Genomic DNA, 17928 nt, shown 5'->3' on the forward strand with positions numbered 1-17928 from the left:
GGATCGACCTGTAGTCGATTTTCCCGACCGGCGCGTTCGGCCCTTACCCGACATTCGAGGAGCTGAAGTGCAGGTCTACCGACTTCCCCAGACCGGACCTTCATGGTCGACGCAGCATCTTCGTCGGGCCAGGGTCGGAAGCGCCGAACTTTGCGGGCGCTCAAAGAACGTCCGCAAAGCCTTGAGCCGATTGGCTATGCTGTATGCCCCATCTGGATCTTGCCGTTGTGCAAAAAGAAAAACTTGGTAAAAGTGGCCAGATCTAGGGGGTTGGGCAAGCGCACATCTGAGCGGGTCGGCATAGGCTTGTCGCCGAGATCGAAGCTCCGATCGATTTGTGAGATCACGGCACAGATCGCGCCGGTATCCGTCACATATCTCCGGAGAGATCTGATTTGTGCATCGAGGCCCGGATTGGTCCGCTTCTGATCCAGAAGCTGAAGGTAGTCGATCACGATCAGTGTCGGCTTCTTTTCGTCCTTGATGCAGCTGATGATATAATCCGCCGACACCTCGTCCGACGTATCAACGGTCATCGCGTCTTGTACGGCTGCAGGATCGATGCCGAGGTCGGACAACCGGGCTGCAACATCGCGCTCGTTATAGTCCAGCGTGAAGAAGTACCCTTTGCGGCCTTGATGTGCTGCCATTGACGCCAGCTCCAAACCAAGAAGCGTCTTGCCGTGACCGGGCCTCGCACCGAGAAGAACCAGGTCGCCGGGTTCAAGTTCCGACAGGACCGATTTCGCCGGGCTTTCATGCGACGAATACGATGCGAGGTGGCTCCAGGTTTGAAACCCCTCCTCGACGGCCATCTTGTCCAAGGCATTGTGTAAGGGTATTCCGGTCTGTCGCGCCAAGAGCCTGGCTTGTCTTTTCAACCGATAAACGGGAGCGGATAACTGCATGTGCGTTCCTCCTCTTTCGAGCCGCTTCTGCAGTCCCCCCTTATGCACGCGCTCGAATGAGACAGGTGGATAGTCGCTTTGCTCCGCATGGCAGATGCTTCCCAAATGGAGGGCGGAGGCCCGAGCAAGGCCTATACCGAGTCTGCTCGAACAGATCCCAATACACAACAAGGAAATCCGCCATTCGCGGCATTCGGTCGAGCGTGCCGCGCAGCCTCGATCGGCAGGCTTCCACCCCGCACCGGGTGTTACGTGCGGCTTGACCCCGGCGGGGGAGTCGGCCCATAGCCGACCTTGAGCGTGCCGATCCAATGCTGCAGCGCGGCCCTTGAGAGGAGACATTCGCTGCGGGCGCGATATCGAAGGCCCTACGATCTCTCACTGTGCGGGACGAACCTTCCGTTTATCGTCGAACACCAAACGGCAGCTAATCTTAGTCTGGTGCGTCTGCCGGAGACACTGCCGCGCATGGTGGTGTTGCAATCACCTTCCAAGGATGCACGACCCTTCGGACAGCTGGAAGCCGCGATTGCAGCTCCACCGGTTGCCGGATCGATTGAGATAGGCGTTCTCCGGCAGGTCGATGGCGACGCAGGCGCCGCTCAGTGGCTCGTATCCGCGCTCACAGCTCCACCCCGGTCCATAAGATGCCGGGTCAAGATAGGCGTTTGCAGGCAAGATAATGGCGTCGCACCGGTCGTCGATCTTGACGAAGCCTCTCTCGCAAGCCCAGGCTTCACCATAGTCTGCGTTGGTCAGATATGCGTTCTCTGGCACGGCAATCGGCGTACATGTTCCTGCAACGGCCTCATAGCCACGATCGCAGGTCCATCCCGTGCCCGAGCTGTCTTCTGTCAAGTAGGCACGCTCGGGAAGAACAATGGCTACGCATGCCTCGTCCTCCTGCCGGAACCCGCGTTTGCATTGCCAATTGTAGCCGGAAGACCGGAGGAAGGCATTGGCGGGCACCGGGATGGGATTGCAGAATATCTCGTTCACCTCCTCATACCCACGGTAACACTCCCAACCCGTCCCATGAGAACGCCCGGTTGGATAGGCATGCTCAGGGACATCGAGAGCCAGGCACTCGGCGCCCTCCACCCGGAAGCCAAGATCGCAGACCCATCCGCCACCATAGCTGCGCGCCTGAGCGTTCTGAGGCATCGGACCGGTGCCATCCTGCGCAAGGATGGGGAAGGCCATGGACGCGATCACACCGGCCACGACTGCCATCCTCGAGATCAGTCTTGCCAGCGGGTGCCGCGCCGGTTCCTTGTGGTGTCTCATTTTCGCTTCCTTTGCGGACCAGAGTCCGTCCGTTGCCGCCCGTGTCTTCGATGGCCCAAGCGTGAGCGTTCCTGTCAGCCGTCGGGTGCGCACGACCGATGGCGTGGAGCCCTTGGAATTCGGTCTCGAGGGCATGCCCTCGTTTTCGGCCACCTGGGTCGGGAATTCCTGCGTTACTGTCGGGGGAGTGCGATCGGTCATCGCAGGGACAACTTGAGTAAGGCTGCCGCCGCAACTGCTTGCTCTTTCTGATGGTAATCGCCGCTGAACTTTCCGTCGACCTTCACTTCCCAGATGCCATTTCTGTCGCGCACTTGAACCCGATCAAACTTCGCGGGGTGCTCCATGAGCGATCCTTTTCTCTCTTGGCCTTTGCGTGATCCGCTTTGCTCATCAATCACGCTGGTTTCCTTGGGGCCAGGCGTCCGGACTTCCCCAAGCAGCATCACGGCCCGGATGAATTCTTCCGCATAATCGTCGGTTTCGCGGTGGTCGTGCTCGTGCCGTGCCATACTCATCGGTTCGACGAACCGTTCTTTCAGGTGCTCGATGAAACGTGGCTCCGCGCGGGCCATGAAAGCGATCAGGGCTTGAAGCACCTTTTCATGGGCGAGCACACGCCGTTCCAGATCGGTGGTCTCCGGTGACGCTATTGGCATGGCGGGGTTCATCCCTCGTCAATCGTGGTTTCCGGGCGCTCCGGTGAACGGTCGACATCAAGGGCTGCCAGGCAAGCCTGCGCGATATCGCGGTTCGGAGCATCTGTTCCCGGCATGGTCGCCCAGCCTGCCGCCATGACGGCACCGCGCCTCTGGTGGCTCGAAGATCCTCGGATTGTAGCCAACATTTCTGCGCGCTCCGGGTCGTTCCGAGCGATGTTGAGACAGACCGGCACCAGAGCCGTGACCACATCTTCACGGGCCATGGTCACGGCCCTACCGGCCGCGATTCCGCCTGTCACCCACCCGCCCCACGTGAATCCGACAACACCGACACAGACCGCGCCGATCAGCGCGCCATAGATGCCGGGTTTGAGCCATTCGGGAGTGTACATTTCAAGGCCTCCTGCGGGGAAAGCGCCGCCTCGCTGTGATTGTTTGTTCCATTTGTGGTCGCATCCCGGCTCAGCACCTCTTTCAGGTCGCTCTCGGTTGTCACCCGGAGTTCAGTTCGTCCCGCACGAGCACCCTTGCCGTGTACCATCAGGTACGTCGCCGTCCGTCTACAGGCCTCGAATCTGAGGCCCTAGAGGAGCTCATCTTCGACAAGAAGTTCGTAGTCGCCGGCGGGCAAATCGCCCGGTTATTCCGGGAAGATGAACGGATTTGACAACGTCACCGTCGATCTGGTCGACCGCATGTTCATCTAACGTCTCCGTGGTGCGGGCAGATCCGCCGCTTGCCTCTTTTGAGGGCCCCTTGAATTCGGGCCTGACCAGTGGGACGATTTCTCCTCTTGTACATCGGGATCGTCCGACTGGCGCTGACGCATGTTAGTCTCGGGCACCGAACCGGTTGCGAACCCCCTGGGGGCAGTTGCCTGCCCTGACCTGTGTAAGGGCGACGAGACCGACCTGCGCGTATCCTTTGGGAAACAGGGATGATCTGCATTCCTGCAACCCTTGAAAGGATTGGCGATGGCCGACCCCAATGCTCTCAACCAGCACCCGCTCGAATTCGAGCAGTTTCTCTATGCGTCGGTCGGCGAGGATCGGAACGGCTATGCCGTGACGGTCCTCTCCGCGCTCGCGCGGCTTGTCCTAGATCCATGGAAAGAAACCGCTGAACTGGTCACGCTGGGGCGCGACGCCGCGCGAGCGCGATAGGGAACGCTTCTTGCCCGATTTCGGGATGTTCCCACGCTCACAAGCGATCACGGCAGGGTCGCACGAGACCTGAGCCAGCTTCTTCCTGAAGGCCGGACGTCAGGTTCCCTGAAGCGCGCTGCCTCGACGGTCGCCGACGGCCGCCTGGGCAATAGCGGCGCGATCTGGGCGGTGCTCGCGATCATCTTTTTGCTGTTTCAGATGTTCATGGTTGGCGGGTCGGGGTCAGGCGAATGACCATTTCCACTACGACTGCAAGGGCACAGGCCCATTCGGCGGACCGCGTTGGCACTCTGTCTCCAAGTGAGCGGAAGATTCTCTGGGACATGGAGGAACACTTCTGGACCAGTGGCGCCGACAACGCGCGGGCAACGACAGCAACCAACGCAGTCATGGTCTTCCCCTAGCCGACTGCCCCTGATGGACCATATTACACCCCGCGACGAATGAGCGGCGACACTGGTGCAGTCGTTCAAGCACGACCAGTTCGTCCTCCGACAGAGCGACGAAGGCGGAAAGTTTGCGGGTCAGTGGGCTGCGTTCTGCTGAAGTCATTGGGCGTTACCGCGTGTCGCGGACCGAGAGCGGAGAATCGGTCGGGCACTGCTCTAGATCAGTCCAGCACAAGGCAATTCCTGCGATACGTACGGATGCATCTAAACCTCACAATCCCCCGTTCACGCTGCCAAGAAAGGAGCCCCGGATGACAACGGCGAACGAACATGCAGGCCAGGCCGCCCTGTCAATCTGCGAGGCGCTCCTGCTTGCCATGAACGATCGCGGGTTGCTGCCGGAGCACGAGATCGTGGGGGTTCTTCGTGACGCAGCGGCGACCCACGAGAAAGCCGTCGGCGTCGACCTCGGAATGGAAAACCACCGGGCCGTCGCCGAATTGATCAACTCGATCATCGCTGGCGGCAACTCGGTTCGACGCTCGTGAAACGCTACGGCCGCAGTGTCGATCCATATTCTCGACGCAGAATCTCAACAGGATACAGCCGTCTTGCGCGCATTTCGGCCGAGCATTCGACCAGAGAAAGCCCACCAACGAAGCCTCGACAAGGAGCACGTCAATGCCATTTACTCCCCTCCACGACCGGGTTCTCGTTCGCCACATTGAAGGCGACGAGACGACCGAGGGCGGCCTCATCATTCCCGACACCGCCAAGGAGAAGCCTCAAGAAGGTGAAGTTGTCTCCGTTGGCGTCGGCGGAAGACGCGAGGACGGCGAGCGAATTCCGATGGACGTCAAATCCGGCGACCGGATCCTCTTTGGAAAATGGTCCGGGTCAGAGATCAAACTCGATGGCGAAGACCTTCTGATCATGAAGGAGAGCGACATTCTCGGCGTGATCGCCTGAGTCCGTAATCCTTCATTGCAACCCTACTCCCAGGAACTCACAACATGTCCGCCAAGGAAGTTCGTTTCAGTACCGACGCCCGCGATCGCATGCTGAAAGGCATCAACACGCTGGCTAATGCCGTCAAGATCACCCTCGGCCCCAAGGGCCGAAACGTCATTCTCGACAAATCCTATGGCGCACCGCGTATCACCAAGGATGGCGTCACCGTCGCAAAGGAGATCGAGCTTTCGGATCATTTCGAAAACATGGGCGCGCAGATGGTCAAGGAGGTCGCGCAGCGCACAAATGATGAGGCTGGCGACGGCACCACGACAGCGACCGTTTTGGCCCAGGCCATCGTCAAGGAGGGCATGAAGGCCGTCGCCGCCGGCATGAACCCAATGGATCTGAAGCGCGGCATCGACAGGGCGGTGGCCGCGGTCGTAGCCGAGATCAAGACCATGTCCAGACCGGTCGGTGACAGTGACGAGATCGCCAAGGTCGGGTCCATTTCGGCCAACGGAGAAGTCGAAATCGGTCGGCAGATCGCCGACGCGATGGCCAAGGTCGGCAAGGAAGGCGTGATCACCGTCGAGGAAAACAAAGGGTTGGAGACCGAGACCGAAGTGGTCGAAGGTATGCAGTTCGACCGCGGCTATCTGAGCCCCTATTTCATCACGAATGCTCAGAAGATGTTCGTGGAACTCGAAGATTGCGCCATCCTGCTTCACGAAAAGAAGCTCACCTCCCTTGTGTCCATGGTGCCTCTGCTTGAGGCGGTCATCCAGGCCGACAAGCAGCTTCTGATTATCGCCGAGGACATCGAGGGCGAAGCCTTGGCGACCCTTGTCGTCAACAAGCTGCGCGGCGGATTGAAGGTGGCGGCCGTCAAGGCACCGGGCTTCGGGGATCGCCGTAAGGCGATGATGGAAGACATCGCCGTATTGACGGGCGGTGAGGTGATTTCCGTGGAAATGGGCACCAAGCTGGAGAATGTCACCATGGACATGCTCGGGTCCGCCAGAAAGGTTACGATCACCAAGGATGACACGACGATCATCGACGGTGCCGGCGACAGGGGCGCGATTGCTGCGCGCGTCACCCAGATTCGGGCGCAGATCGATGAGACCACTTCGGACTACGACAAGGAGAAGCTGCAGGAACGGCTCGCCAAGCTTGTCGGCGGCATCGCCGTGATTCGGGTCGGCGGGGCAACAGAGATCGAGGTGAAGGAGCGCAAGGACCGCGTCGACGATGCGCTAAACGCCACCCGCGCTGCGGTTCAGGAAGGTGTCGTGCCCGGTGGCGGCGTGGCCCTGGTTCATGCCGGCAAGGTGCTGGCGACGCTGAAGGGCGAGAACAGCGATCAGGATGCCGGAATCAAGATCGTCCGGCGCGCGATCCAGGCGCCGCTACGCCAGATTGCGGAAAACGCAGGGGTGGACGGGTCGGTCGTTGCGGGCAAGGTCATCGAGAACGCCAGCACGACTTTCGGTTTCGACGCTCAGTTGGAGACGTATGGCGACATGCTGCAGGCAGGTATCATCGATCCGGCCAAAGTCGTGCGGATCGCATTGGAGGACGCGGCATCGATAGCGGGCCTTTTGATCACGACGGAGGCGATGGTCGCACAGAAATCGGACAGGCGCGGCGGAATGTCCGAAATCGATGCCATGGGCGGATTGATTTAAACCGGCTCAATGCTGCTATCCAACGACGCACGAAAGAATTTCTGCGGCAAGAAACGTCGGTATCCGTCCGACCATTTGAACGCACAACAAACATGACATTGGAGGAAATCAGATGTCCAAAGGCAACAAGAAGCGCGGAAATCGTGAAGTGAAGAAACCGAAAAAAGTAAAGGAGCAGACCCCGGCGACGGCTGGTTTCGCAAAGGAAAAGACGCCGCTCAATATTGGGAACAAAGAGACGCATTCTTTCGATTGATCCCGGGCATCTACGCCGCAGTGTCACCTATCCAGAACAGGCGTTGGTCGAATGCGCAGCGATTAGTGCAACGAAGTATATCTTTGCGAGGCATTGAGTCCGTTGCACAGGATGAATCGCGCAAGCCTAAGCACTAGACTCTGTGCAAGCATTGCCAATTGCTTCATATACGTCACACCTGACGAAGCACGCTGCCGCCATCGGCGATCCGGAGGATGAGGCCAGCCACCGCTCGATGGGTCTCCATTTCTTTGGCCGTGCCGACGGCGTTTTCGTGGGTTGCGGCGGCGTCCCGGAGTATTCCCGCAATCTCGTGTTCAGGGAGGAGCTTGTGATCGCTCATCGCAAGTAGGATCGCCTCGCAGATCGAGAGGGCGGCGATTCCGGAACAATCCTTCTGATCGGGCATCGTGGAAATCTCCTTGTTGCTGCGAAAGGATCATCGCTCTGTGCTGGTCTGATCAACTTTCCCAAACTTTCAGAAAATGCTCTATGCTGGGCTGATCGAAAGCAGTCCGTGCGCCGATTTCCCACTTATTTTCCCGCCCGCCGGGGAGGCGCCATTGAGCATGATCCAAGACAGCCCATTAACCCGGAAGCTTTCCGCCTTTGTCGCCCTTTCCGAGCCTGAGCTTGCGGTCCTGGAACGTTTGCACCAAAGGCGCAGGGCTTTCGTCGCGGGGCGCGATCTCGTGCATCAGGGGCAATCCGATCAGGCGGCCTACATCCTCTCGGAAGGGTGGGTTTGTTCCTACAAGATCCAACCGGACGGATCGCGCCAGATTGTCGATTTCCAGATCCCCGGCGATTTTCTCGGGCTGCGCAGTGTCCTGCTGCATACCTCCGATCACAGCATCGAACCGATCGTGGATATCCAGGCGGCGGAAGTTCTGGCGAGTGACCTTCTGGAGGCTTTCGCGCAAACCCCGCGGCTGGCAGTGGCGGTTCTCTGGGCGGTCAGCAGGGATGAAGCGATGGTGGTCGAGCATCTGGTCTGTCTCGGACGCCGCGACGCGAATGCCCGCATGGCCCACTTTCTGCTCGAACTCGGTGTCCGGCTGGCTCTGGTGGGGATGGGCAGTAAGGCGGGATACGATTGTCCGCTGACGCAGTATCATCTCGCCGATGCGCTGGGGCTGAGTGCGGTCCACGTCAATCGTGTCCTGCGGCAGCTTCGAGAGAGTGGGCTGGTCACATTCCGGGACGGTCGCGTGACTTTCGATGACTATGAAGGTCTGGTGGAGCTGGCGGATTTCGATCCGGCCTATCTGGATCAAACCGGCCCGCTTCTCAAGTGACAATGGCCGCCCTGTTGATGGAGAGGCGGCCATGGCAGATCGCTAGTTCGGCGCTTTCAAATTTTCACATGGCGCAGTCTTCGCTGCTGCGGCGATCAGTTGCTGTCGCCGTTGCCTTGAAGAGCATTCAAGCGCAGCGCTACTTCTGACACGCTGAGGCTGCCGCATTCACGCGCATAAAGCTCCGCTGAAAGCTCCAATTGCGTGCATGCCCGAACATGTTGCGCGGGTTGGAGCGGGGCGGATTTCGCTACCGTAGCATCACTTTCCGCAAAACCTGTGGACGTGAATGCTAAAGCTAAAAACGCCGACGACACGGCTAAACGACCACATCTCTGGGTAAAATCCCTCGCGAACTCTGAACGGGAGGAGAAAATCTTTACAAAAAACATTGTAGTATCCTTTCTTGGATTTTCCGAAGTCACGGAGATCATGGAGAAATAAGACGATCGAGATCGATCGAGATCTGGTCTTTCGCGACTGCTTGGAAAACCGGAGCCCAACGGGGATTCGTTAAGCATCAAACACTATCATCAATTTGCTTTGGGCGCGCACTGACACAAGTTAGCCTAAGCTGTTTGACGTGTTCTTTCACAAGTTTTTGCCGGATCAGGATTGGCTCTGCACAGCGAAATACGTTGTATTTTTATTGCTTCAGGATCGACGGGAGGTTGCGGGCAAACTGACGTAAAAAGGCCGCCCTCCTATCAAGAAGGGCGACCCGGTCAGAAGCTCAGACGCCGGACGTCACGCGAGGGCGTGCGTGGCCGCGTCAAGCTCCTTGTTGGTCTCGGCTTCGTTCTTTGCCGTATGTGCCTTCTCGGCGGCCTGGTAATGCTTCAGGGCCGCGTCCTTCTTCGGACCATCGGGCGCCTTGTCCCAGTTGGCCTTTACGGATTTCATCTTGTCGACGGTCTTGTTGATTTCGGGAGTCATTGGAATGTCCTTTCCTGGACGTTCCGAGAATAAGAAGCGTGAGGACAATACCCACCAATTGTCGTCTGCACGCCCTCACGCTTCTTCAGTACTCGGAAAAAAATGCCCGCCAATATTCGTCGGGCACATGGCATCTAGCGGGTTTGCCTCGATGTCTGCACTGACGCAGGTTAGCCTGACCGGCACGGGGCGTGGCTTTGCGACCTGACGTCGCGGAATGCGACCCTGCGCAGGTCATTCAGTGCGGCGCGAGTTGAGGGGGTGTGCCGCAAAGGCCGGTCTGCCCTCATGTGGCAGAGGCGTCTCATTGTGGGACATCCGGCGCCATGCATCCCCGTCCAGCAGGTACGTGGACGCACAGAACGCCTCGTGGATCGGTGCGCCGGCCTTCTCGGCCGAAACGCTGTAGGTGAGAACGACGATGTCACCGCGACGCTCCAGCCGCCTGTTCGTCATGCCGATCGAGCGCCATGGATTTTGCTGTTCCGGACGCGCACGGGTCCGGTCATTCTGAAGAATTCCGAATGGATGGGGAAAGATCATGATGGATTCATCTGACGTCCCGGTACGGGCGCTATCCATTCCGTCGGTCCAGAACCGTTCTTCGAGATCCCAAAGCGTCGCTGCATACCGCATGGTCATTGGCCGTTTCCTTGTCTGGAGTTCTTCCGGTCCGGTCGCTCAAAACCCGACATCCGAACACCTCAACCCGAACCGGCCAGAACGTAGACCCGCGCCAGGACCAGAAGGAAAAGCACGACGAACAAGACGCGTCTGAAAGAGCCCGGCGGCCAGTTTGGCATCGCGGGGACTGTAAGGCCCGATGCCCGGTTTGACAGAGGTGCGGGCAACAACCCGGCCAGTTTTGCAGCAACCGCGCCGTGGTCGAGGCCGAGCGCCGGGACATCCTTGAAACCCGCGAGCATCGCCCCCAGCCGACCGCGCGCCGCTTCCTGCCCGGAATTTGCAAGTCTGGCTGCTTCTTCCCAGGGATCGAGACCAAGCCTTGCAAGTGCGGAGACCACCGTCACGGCAGCGCCGTTCTGGTCTTTGCCAACGAAGGCGTACAAAAACGGGTCGAAGTCGTTTCCCTGCGGGTGAAGAACCTCCAGCCTGGACATGTAACACTCCAATTCATCTTTTGACCCAACCTTCAAGAGCCTCCGTTGGGACCATCGAGGCACCAGTCGCCCCAAAGATGCCGACAACTGCTTATCTGATCTTATCGGCAATGCCTTCGCCGCGCCCTTACGCAGATCAGCGATGTGCCGGGCAGGTCGGTCCAGACCTGGCGACAGGTCGGCATTGCACCCTGAGAGAAAGAAACTGCCCCAAGCTAACACCGATCAGCATGGGTCGCCCTTTGGTGGTTTATGGTGGTGATACTCATCAGACCCTGCCGCGTGCCCGCCCCATTCAGGACCTGCGGCGTCCGGTTGTTGAGCAATTTTCATTTAGGTAGCGGAGGCTTGGGATGAACACGCGGACGTCCAGATCGATGGTGACGTTTCCTGACGTCTTCGTCTTACCGGGCTACCCGGAAGAGCTGCCCGCTGGCGACTACGAAATCGTCACCGAGGAGGAACGCCTTCAGGGTCTCAGCTTTGAGGCATACCGGCGAACCGCGACATACCTGACCATTCACGGCAGGGGGAAGCATGCCGGCCGCATCGAACTGCGTCCGGTTTCGGAGCGGGACATCGAGCTGGCGATCAGCCACGGTCGGAACATCCCCAAGGGCATCAATGACAGCGAGGCGGCGCTTTCTCCGCAGGAGGACTTGAAATGAACACTCCCGAATGGCTGAAACCCGGAATCTATGGTGGCGTGATCGGAGCAGTTGTCGTTACTTTCGTCGGATTTTCGTGGGGCGGTTGGATGACTGGCGGTGGTGCCAACAAGATGGCGAGACTCATGGCCGAGAGCGACGTGATCGCCGCACTGACCCCGGTCTGCATCGACATGTCGCGCGTCGACCCCGACCGCATCGCAAAGCTCGCCACTATCAACAGCGCCGCGAGTTACAAACAGCGCGATGCGGTGATCGCCGCGGGCTGGGCGACAGTCCCGGGCACCGAAACCGCCAACCGGGATCTTGCGCAGGCCTGCATGGCCGCGCTCAAACTCGACGCGTCGTGACGCGCCGGTTCGTGGGATGGCCCCTCAGAAAAGCGCCTTGCGCCCTTGACGAACATCCTGACGGCGGAGAGCGCAGGATTGGAGCACCTTCAAACCAGGAGAATGATCATGAAACCACACATTGGAAAGAGCATAGCTGTTTTTTCCCGGCCATTCAGGCTTTCCGGTTTTGATGAGATTCTTCCGGCAGGAGAGTACGACATCGAAACCGAACTGAACTCACCGCCAGACCATCTCGATCCGGCAGGTTGGAAGGCATCGGTCCTGGTGCATCTGAAACCACGGACGTCGCATCCTGGGCTGAAGCGAAGCCTGACCGTGTCTCTGGCCGAACTTGAGAGCGTCCACGCCAGGGACAAGCTCTCCGGACGTGATCTGACACAGGTCTTCATCGAAGAGATGCTGGAAGATCCGATGGTGCGCCTCGTCATGAAAGCGGATGGCGTTTCCGAGAGGCAGCTTCGTCATCTTTACGGCGTGTTGCACAATCCAAATTCGGGCGGCGACGCCCTGGATCGGAATGCGGGGCGCGAAGCGCCGAAATGCCGCCCGTCCGACAAATTCGCGGTTCAGGCAGCCGAGAACGAAGGAATGCCATCCGAGACAGGTTGCACGACTCAGTTCGGGTCCCTGCCCCCCGGCGCAACAGCGATGGCCGCGGGGACAAAACCATGACCGATGATCCGGTGAATCTTGACGCGAGACGCAGCACTGAAAGCAGGATGGCAACGGATATCCGACGACACTCACTCAAGGATTTCGAGGCTGACCAGTACGCGCTCCGCCGACGGCAGGAAGAACTGGAAGCGCAGCTTCTTGCCGAGCCCGCCGCCAACTGGCAAGAGGCGGCGGTGAAAGCGCAATATCTGATACGTCGTTATTCAGAGACTTTCGAGGCTCAGGATGCAAGACGCCAGAAACTCATCCAGCGCGCGCTTGGTGATCTCGCGCGCCTGATCGAGGCCGAGGCACCAAACCCATGACTCCATTTACTAATGAAGACACGGTTCCGGCACGGGCGCGCAATGACGTGCCGCAAGAGCGTCGGTGCCTTCGCTGCGGCACCGCCTTCCGAAGCGAAGGGTTCGGGCAGAGAATCTGTCCGCGCTGCAAAGGGTCAAACGCATGGCGAAACGCCGCTCCTGTAAACCCTGGTTTGTCCCGGCGCCGCTGAGGTGTTTCAGTTAATTGAACCGTTTCTCCGCGCACGGACGAGGTGCACAAATGCTGTCTATCTAAGAGGTCCGGACGAGGGGCATCTACAATGGACCATCCTACACGGTGCGCCACTGTCCGGAATGCGAAGGCAGCAGCGAGGCACTCAAAGCACCGCGAAAGTCCGAGAGCAATCATTCACATCCCCTGTAACGTCTCCTTCCTGAGAAATCTTGCGATGCGGACCACTTGGTCGCAATGTGTGGTCCGGCCTTGGAGCCGGCCTGCGGCTATGAGCACAGCTGAGTTTCCAGGCAATCTGAATGTCGGCTTTCCTGTTCCTGCCGAGGCTAATCCGCGCATGCGGCGAAAGTCGGCATTCCCGAAGATTTGACCACTGTCCTGTGACCGTAGCAATGATGATCCTTGTTCGAGTCTGAATGTCCGCTCCCGCCGGTGACGCTGAACCTCTTCGCACCTGCGGAGAAAGTCCGCTTTCCGCCGATGCCGTTGAAAAACTCTTTGTTGCAGCGCGGCAAGTCGTTTGATTCACTTGATTTATGGTTATCGGGAGGATCGGGCGATGATGGGGGTTCAGAAGGCCGAAGCGCAGCTCTTCTACGCGTTTGATTTGGAGAACCACGTGCCCGCCGATCACCTGCTTCGGGAGATCGACCGGTTTCTGGATATGGATGGGATGCGCGAGCGCCTTCGGCCATTCTACAGCCACACCGGTCGGCCCTCGATCGATCCCGAGCTCATCGTGCGGATGCTGGTCATCGGCTATGTGATGGGGATCCGCTCCGAGCGTCGCCTCTGCCAGGATGTGCATCTCAACCTGGCCTATCGCTGGTTCTGTCGCCTCGGCCTTGACGACAAGGTGCCGGATCATTCCACCTTCTCACGCTACCGGCACGGCAAGTTCCGCGAGAGCGATCTGTTACGGCAGGTGTTCGAGGCGACCGTTGAACGCTGCCTGAAGGAGGACCTTGTCTCCGGCGAGGGCTTCGCCGTCGATGCCAGCCTGATCCCGGCCGACGCCAACAAGACCCGGTCCGTCGCGGCCCGGGACTGGAGCCCCGATGTCGCGCGCGTGGTCGGCAACCGGGCGGCGCGGGAGTATCTGGAGACCCTCGACAATGCGGCCTTTGGTGCAGCCTCACCGGTGCAGCCGAAGTTCGTCGCGAAGTCGGACCCAGCAGCTCAATGGACCCGCGCGGAGGAGAGCCGCCCCTACTTCGCCTATGCCACGAACTACCTGATCGACACCAAAAGCTCGGTGATCATGGACGTCGAGGCCACGCGGGCGATCCGGCAGGCGGAGGTCGGCGCGTCGCGTACCATGATCGACAGGACCGAGCAGCGCTTCGGCATTCGGCCGGAATGGCTCGCGGCGGATACCGCCTACGGCAACGCCGAGAACCTCGGGTGGCTGGTCGAGGAGCGCCAGATCACCCCCTTCATCCCGGTGATCGACAAGTCGGAGCGCACCGATGGCACCTGGTCGCGGTCCGACTTCGAATGGGACCCCGAGAACGATCAGTACATCTGCCCGGAAGGCCACGCGCTCAGGCAGTTCCGCCGCAACTACTCCGACCCAAACCGGGGCAAGGACATCACCGGCCGGCGTAAATATCGAGCGCTGAAGTCCGACTGCGATGCCTGCCCGTCGAAACATCTCTGCTGCCCGAAGGTTGATGCGCGTTCCGTCACGCGCGAAGAGCACGAGGACGCTCGCGAGGTTGCACGAGCCTGCCGGACGACGAAGGCCTACAAGGTGTCGCGCGACAAGCGGAAGAAGGTCGAGATGCTCTTCGCCCACCTCAAGCGTATCCTGAACCTGACGCGGCTCCGGCTCCGAGGGCCGAACGGCGCCAGGGACGAGTTCCTCCTCGCCGCCACCGCCCAGAACCTCCGAAAGCTCGCGATGCTGCGACCGGTGATTAACAAGATGGAGGTCGCAGCATGATCTGAACCGTCAGATCAGCCAAAACGGCCACCCTGCGGACCGGTGTCCGAAGCCATGAGGTCGCGTCGGCGCGGCCAGAACAATAACGCCGCAAATCTCGCAGAGTTTTTCAACAGAATCCGCCGGACGGGTCGAACGTAGCCGAGAAACCGTCCCGGGCGCTCCGAATGTTAGGTGAATGTCGGCTTCGCAATTCTTCACCGTGTGTGTGGGTCCACGGCGAAAGCCGCCTTCGCAGCTCACCTCTCCCGATCATCATCCCGGTCATGGCCGCGCGCTGACGTGTTCCGCAGGCGGACCAGCGCCGCCCGGGCCTCCTGCAGCGGCAAGCCGATCTCTTCGTGCTCCACGGCGGCTGCGACGATGGCGCGGGCGATGGCGTGGCGGGTGGTGGCATCGGGGAAGTCGGTGGAAAGAGCGTCGGTCTGGCCAGCCGCGAGGTCTCGTATGATGGTTGGGCCGTAGCGCTTGACCATGTCGGTGCTGAACGCACGGGCGGAATCCGGACTGTCGAAGATCACGCTGCCATGCTGCTTCTCGATCGCCACCATCTGGGTCAGCGTCCGGCGCAGGGCCTTGGCCTCCGGTTCGGCCTCCCGGCCATAGGCGCGGGCGATGATGCCGGCGGCCTCTTCGTAGAACTGGTCAACCCTGATCGCCGCCTTCGTCCGGGCCTCGGGATCGGAGAGGCTGAGCCCTTGTTTGATAGCCATCGCCTCGATGTCCTGCAGAACCCAGCCACGTTCCTCATGGGCGTTGAGCGCACCGCGCCTCAGCCGCGCGCCAACCGCGTCGGGATCAAGACCCGCCGCCTCGGCCCGTGCCTTCAGGCTGATGGTTAAGATCCGGGCATCGGCCGGGTGCAGGCCACTGCGCTTGCCGTCCACCCGCGTCTCACCATCGCGGACGGAGAGTTTGTAAATCGCCGTCCGCGGCCCCTGCCCTGCCAGCTCCGCGCCCCTGGCATCGCCGAGCGCGCTCAGCGCCTCACCCGCGATCTGGTTGTAAACCGGCCGCGCCTTCTGCGCCTCGATGCCGGGAAGTTTTGCAATCCGGTCACTCGACGCTTTCAGCCAGGTCCGAAGATAATCCTGGAACCCGACCCGGTTCTGGAACGACGTGGCGTCGCCCGCATGAACCTCATGCGGCACGAAGGCTCTCCCCTCGTCCAGCGCCTGTGACGCCGCCTCCATCCGCGCCGCCACCTCGCGCGCCTCGGTCCGGCGCGCCAGGAACGCAAGGTCCCTGAAGACGCCCGAGACCTCCTTCATCTCTTCCAGCGCGGCGGTGCGGGCCGCGCCCATCCGCACCTTCTCCTCGACCGCCCTGCCCTCGCGCCGCGCCGCCTCGATCTCGGCCCGCCCCGGCCCGTAGCTCAGAATCCCGCGCTCGACCCGCGAGGTGGTTTCCAGCGCCACGCCATGTTCGGACGCGATCGCCGCCATCCGCTCCTTCATGTGGTCAAGATTGAAGACATGACCTCGCGCCATGTAGAACCATGTGCCCTCGACCACGCCCCGGTTCTGCACCACGACATGGACATGCGGATGCGACCGGTCGATGTGAAGCGCGGCGACATAAGACCAGGTATCGCCATAGTCCCCGCTGTCGAACATCTCCGCCGCCCAGTTCTCGGCAATGGCGCGGGCCGTCTTCGGCCTGACATGCTGCGGCAGGGACAGGAGGAGATGCGTCGTGTGGCCGTTCTTCGGGTCGCGGGTCCAGCCGTCCGACCAGGTGGTGACGATCTCGGCCCGTTCCTCGGGGCTGAGCGTTCGCCGGCTCGGATCGAAATCGACGATATTGCCGGTGCACCACTCGGCCTTGGAAAAGAGATAGTCGAGCTGGGCACCGAGCTGTTTCGCACTATGCGTGCCGCCGCGATGGATCTTCTTCAGGACCGCCGCATGCCCCCCCTGCCCCGCCCGCCAGAGCCGCGCCCGGCGGGCCGGGTCGCCCCCCTTCGGCGCCGGTTTGCGCGCCCCGTCAAACGTCCCGGCCAGATGCCCGCGATGGGCCTTCAGAACCGCGATCTCGCCCATCAGGGCCTCGGCGACGCCCTTAGCCATTGTCGGCCTCCGCCTGCTTCAGGAAGAGCGCGACACCCCGACGCCGACGCTCGGTGTTCATCTGGACCAGAAAGGTCCGGAGCCGTCTCAGATCGCGGTGCAGCGCCCGGAACTCGTCCATCTGCCGCCCGTTCATCGGCAAGCGACCACTGTTTGCAAGCCGCGCCATCTGGTTGATGTTCACGCCGATCTTGTTCAACTCCCGCGAAATCGCATCCAGTTCGGCCCCCTCGTCCCCCGGCAATTCGAGAAAACCCGTCGCCAGACGCACCAGGGCACGCAACCCATCCGAGCGGTTCTTGTACCCGGCGCGGGTGATCGCGGCCTCAAACGCACGCGCTTCAACTGGAGACACCCGCACCGTGATCGGTTGCGCCGCCCCGCCAGAGGCCTCGTTCCGATGGATCTCGGCGTCCCTGATCTTGCGGATCGTCTCCCGGCCCACGTCCAGCGCCTCGGCCACGGACTTGATCTGACCGCCCGCTTTCAACTGCCGGATGGCCTCGGCCCGCTCTTTTGGTTTCAGGCGTCTGCGCTTGATCAATTCGGCCGAACTCCCGTGGCGTATACGTTTTGCATTTCCTGCCAGTTCCTCTTTCTGCCTTTGCCCTGACTCTGGCCTCAAGAGCGCGGCGCGCATTCGGGGTGATTTCTGTCCGATGGTCAGGTCACCCGGACAGATGGCGGACCTGTGCAATGCGGGACGGGATCGTCAGTCCGGGAACGTCGACGTCGCGCGGACGGGAATGCCTCATCATGCTCGTGAATCGAGCAGTGCCTTTTGTCCACGAACTGTCATTGGACCGGAGGTGGTACCCCGTGGGAGACTCGGGCAATGATCGACAAGCTGCCAGATCCGCTCCATCTCACCCGTTGCAATCCGGATCTCAACATGGCGCGGTTTTACGTGATCGCGCTCGAACCGACCCTTTTCGGCGAGGTCGCGGTGGTCCGGAGCTGGGGTCGGATCGGAAGCCGAGGGCAGGTCAGGATGGAGACCTTCGGCGAGGTTCAGGACGCGGATGCCGCGGCCAACCGGCTCGGGCGGGTCA

At 60.6% G+C, this 17928-nt stretch carries 23 protein-coding genes; 12 read left to right on the plus strand and 11 right to left on the minus strand.

The window, feature by feature from the left end; translation table 11 throughout:
• Nucleotides 1-194: 194 nt before the first annotated feature.
• From WBB85_RS12780 to WBB85_RS12795, 4 genes are all read right to left on the minus strand, one after another.
• Nucleotides 195-908, minus strand: coding sequence for a DNA helicase (locus WBB85_RS12780; RefSeq protein WP_432638989.1), 714 nt, complete (start codon nucleotides 906-908; stop codon nucleotides 195-197).
• Nucleotides 909-1391: 483 nt separating this feature from the next.
• Nucleotides 1392-2195: a hypothetical protein gene (locus tag WBB85_RS12785; protein ID WP_432638990.1), complete on the minus strand. Its 804-nt coding sequence runs from the start codon at nucleotides 2193-2195 to the stop codon at nucleotides 1392-1394.
• Between the two features lie 197 nt (nucleotides 2196-2392).
• Complete coding sequence (locus tag WBB85_RS12790) at nucleotides 2393-2866, minus strand: hypothetical protein (RefSeq protein ID WP_432638991.1); 474 nt, start codon at nucleotides 2864-2866, stop codon at nucleotides 2393-2395.
• Entirely contained in the window at nucleotides 2863-3249 is a 387-nt protein-coding gene (locus WBB85_RS12795; protein ID WP_432638992.1) for a hypothetical protein, read from the minus strand. Before WBB85_RS12795 ends, WBB85_RS12790 begins: the two co-directional genes overlap by 4 nt.
• A gap of 582 nt (nucleotides 3250-3831) precedes the next feature.
• Here WBB85_RS12795 and WBB85_RS12800 point away from each other — a divergent pair.
• The 5 genes from WBB85_RS12800 to WBB85_RS12820 all read left to right on the plus strand — a co-directional run bounded on the left by WBB85_RS12800 (nucleotide 3832) and on the right by WBB85_RS12820 (nucleotide 7310).
• A complete protein-coding gene (locus WBB85_RS12800) occupies nucleotides 3832-4020 on the plus strand; it encodes a hypothetical protein (RefSeq protein ID WP_432638993.1) in 189 nt (62 codons plus the stop codon).
• Between the two features lie 703 nt (nucleotides 4021-4723).
• The gene (locus WBB85_RS12805) at nucleotides 4724-4960 is read left to right on the plus strand and encodes a hypothetical protein (protein WP_432638994.1); all 237 of its coding nucleotides are present in this window, start codon (nucleotides 4724-4726) and stop codon (nucleotides 4958-4960) included.
• 133 nt (nucleotides 4961-5093) lie between these two features.
• Nucleotides 5094-5381, plus strand: a complete 288-nt coding sequence (locus WBB85_RS12810) for a co-chaperone GroES (RefSeq protein ID WP_432638995.1) — start codon at nucleotides 5094-5096, stop codon at nucleotides 5379-5381.
• Nucleotides 5382-5425: 44 nt separating this feature from the next.
• Entirely contained in the window at nucleotides 5426-7054 is a 1629-nt protein-coding gene (gene groL, locus WBB85_RS12815) for a chaperonin GroEL (protein ID WP_432638996.1), read from the plus strand.
• Between the two features lie 112 nt (nucleotides 7055-7166).
• Nucleotides 7167-7310, plus strand: a complete 144-nt coding sequence (locus WBB85_RS12820; protein WP_432638997.1) for a hypothetical protein — start codon at nucleotides 7167-7169, stop codon at nucleotides 7308-7310.
• Nucleotides 7311-7482: 172 nt separating this feature from the next.
• Here WBB85_RS12820 and WBB85_RS12825 read toward each other — a convergent pair whose 3' ends face one another.
• Nucleotides 7483-7719 (minus strand): hypothetical protein, encoded by a 237-nt coding sequence (locus WBB85_RS12825; RefSeq protein WP_432638998.1) that lies wholly within the window; start codon nucleotides 7717-7719, stop codon nucleotides 7483-7485.
• A 160-nt stretch (nucleotides 7720-7879) separates the two neighbouring features.
• Between WBB85_RS12825 and WBB85_RS12830 the strand changes: the two genes are divergently transcribed.
• On the plus strand, nucleotides 7880-8608 hold the full coding sequence (locus WBB85_RS12830) for a Crp/Fnr family transcriptional regulator (protein ID WP_432639011.1): 729 nt from the start codon (nucleotides 7880-7882) through the stop codon (nucleotides 8606-8608).
• A gap of 95 nt (nucleotides 8609-8703) precedes the next feature.
• Here WBB85_RS12830 and WBB85_RS12835 read toward each other — a convergent pair whose 3' ends face one another.
• The 4 genes from WBB85_RS12835 to WBB85_RS12850 form a co-directional block, all read right to left on the minus strand.
• The gene (locus WBB85_RS12835; protein ID WP_432638999.1) at nucleotides 8704-9000 is read right to left on the minus strand and encodes a hypothetical protein; all 297 of its coding nucleotides are present in this window, start codon (nucleotides 8998-9000) and stop codon (nucleotides 8704-8706) included.
• A 355-nt stretch (nucleotides 9001-9355) separates the two neighbouring features.
• A complete protein-coding gene (locus WBB85_RS12840) occupies nucleotides 9356-9544 on the minus strand; it encodes a hypothetical protein (protein ID WP_432639000.1) in 189 nt (62 codons plus the stop codon).
• 234 nt (nucleotides 9545-9778) lie between these two features.
• Nucleotides 9779-10186 carry a hypothetical protein gene (locus tag WBB85_RS12845; protein WP_432639001.1) on the minus strand — a complete coding sequence of 136 codons (408 nt, stop codon included), beginning with the start codon at nucleotides 10184-10186 and terminating at the stop codon, nucleotides 9779-9781.
• Nucleotides 10187-10248: 62 nt separating this feature from the next.
• Entirely contained in the window at nucleotides 10249-10665 is a 417-nt protein-coding gene (locus tag WBB85_RS12850; RefSeq protein WP_432639002.1) for a hypothetical protein, read from the minus strand.
• Nucleotides 10666-11018: 353 nt separating this feature from the next.
• On the opposite strand from WBB85_RS12850, the gene WBB85_RS12855 reads away from it, so the two are divergent.
• The 5 genes from WBB85_RS12855 to WBB85_RS12875 all read left to right on the plus strand — a co-directional run bounded on the left by WBB85_RS12855 (nucleotide 11019) and on the right by WBB85_RS12875 (nucleotide 14807).
• Nucleotides 11019-11333 carry a hypothetical protein gene (locus tag WBB85_RS12855; protein ID WP_432639003.1) on the plus strand — a complete coding sequence of 105 codons (315 nt, stop codon included), beginning with the start codon at nucleotides 11019-11021 and terminating at the stop codon, nucleotides 11331-11333.
• Nucleotides 11330-11683, plus strand: coding sequence for a hypothetical protein (locus tag WBB85_RS12860; protein WP_432639004.1), 354 nt, complete (start codon nucleotides 11330-11332; stop codon nucleotides 11681-11683). Before WBB85_RS12855 ends, WBB85_RS12860 begins: the two co-directional genes overlap by 4 nt.
• 45 nt (nucleotides 11684-11728) lie before the next feature.
• Nucleotides 11729-12358, plus strand: coding sequence for a hypothetical protein (locus tag WBB85_RS12865; protein ID WP_432639005.1), 630 nt, complete (start codon nucleotides 11729-11731; stop codon nucleotides 12356-12358).
• Entirely contained in the window at nucleotides 12355-12666 is a 312-nt protein-coding gene (locus WBB85_RS12870) for a hypothetical protein (RefSeq protein WP_432639006.1), read from the plus strand. Before WBB85_RS12865 ends, WBB85_RS12870 begins: the two co-directional genes overlap by 4 nt.
• A gap of 755 nt (nucleotides 12667-13421) precedes the next feature.
• Nucleotides 13422-14807 (plus strand): transposase, encoded by a 1386-nt coding sequence (locus WBB85_RS12875; RefSeq protein WP_432639007.1) that lies wholly within the window; start codon nucleotides 13422-13424, stop codon nucleotides 14805-14807.
• Between the two features lie 239 nt (nucleotides 14808-15046).
• Here WBB85_RS12875 and WBB85_RS12880 read toward each other — a convergent pair whose 3' ends face one another.
• Together WBB85_RS12880 and mobC are read right to left on the minus strand one after the other, a co-directional pair.
• Complete coding sequence (locus tag WBB85_RS12880; protein ID WP_432639008.1) at nucleotides 15047-16876, minus strand: relaxase/mobilization nuclease domain-containing protein; 1830 nt, start codon at nucleotides 16874-16876, stop codon at nucleotides 15047-15049.
• Nucleotides 16869-17420, minus strand: a complete 552-nt coding sequence (gene mobC / locus WBB85_RS12885; RefSeq protein ID WP_432639009.1) for a plasmid mobilization relaxosome protein MobC — start codon at nucleotides 17418-17420, stop codon at nucleotides 16869-16871. Before mobC ends, WBB85_RS12880 begins: the two co-directional genes overlap by 8 nt.
• 291 nt (nucleotides 17421-17711) lie before the next feature.
• On the opposite strand from mobC, the gene WBB85_RS12890 reads away from it, so the two are divergent.
• The coding region (locus WBB85_RS12890) for a WGR domain-containing protein (RefSeq protein ID WP_432639010.1) at nucleotides 17712-17928 on the plus strand (217 nt) is incomplete at its 3' end.

It is taken from the genome of Albidovulum sp. (assembly GCF_049646345.1).
Lineage (GTDB): Bacteria > Pseudomonadota > Alphaproteobacteria > Rhodobacterales > Rhodobacteraceae > Albidovulum.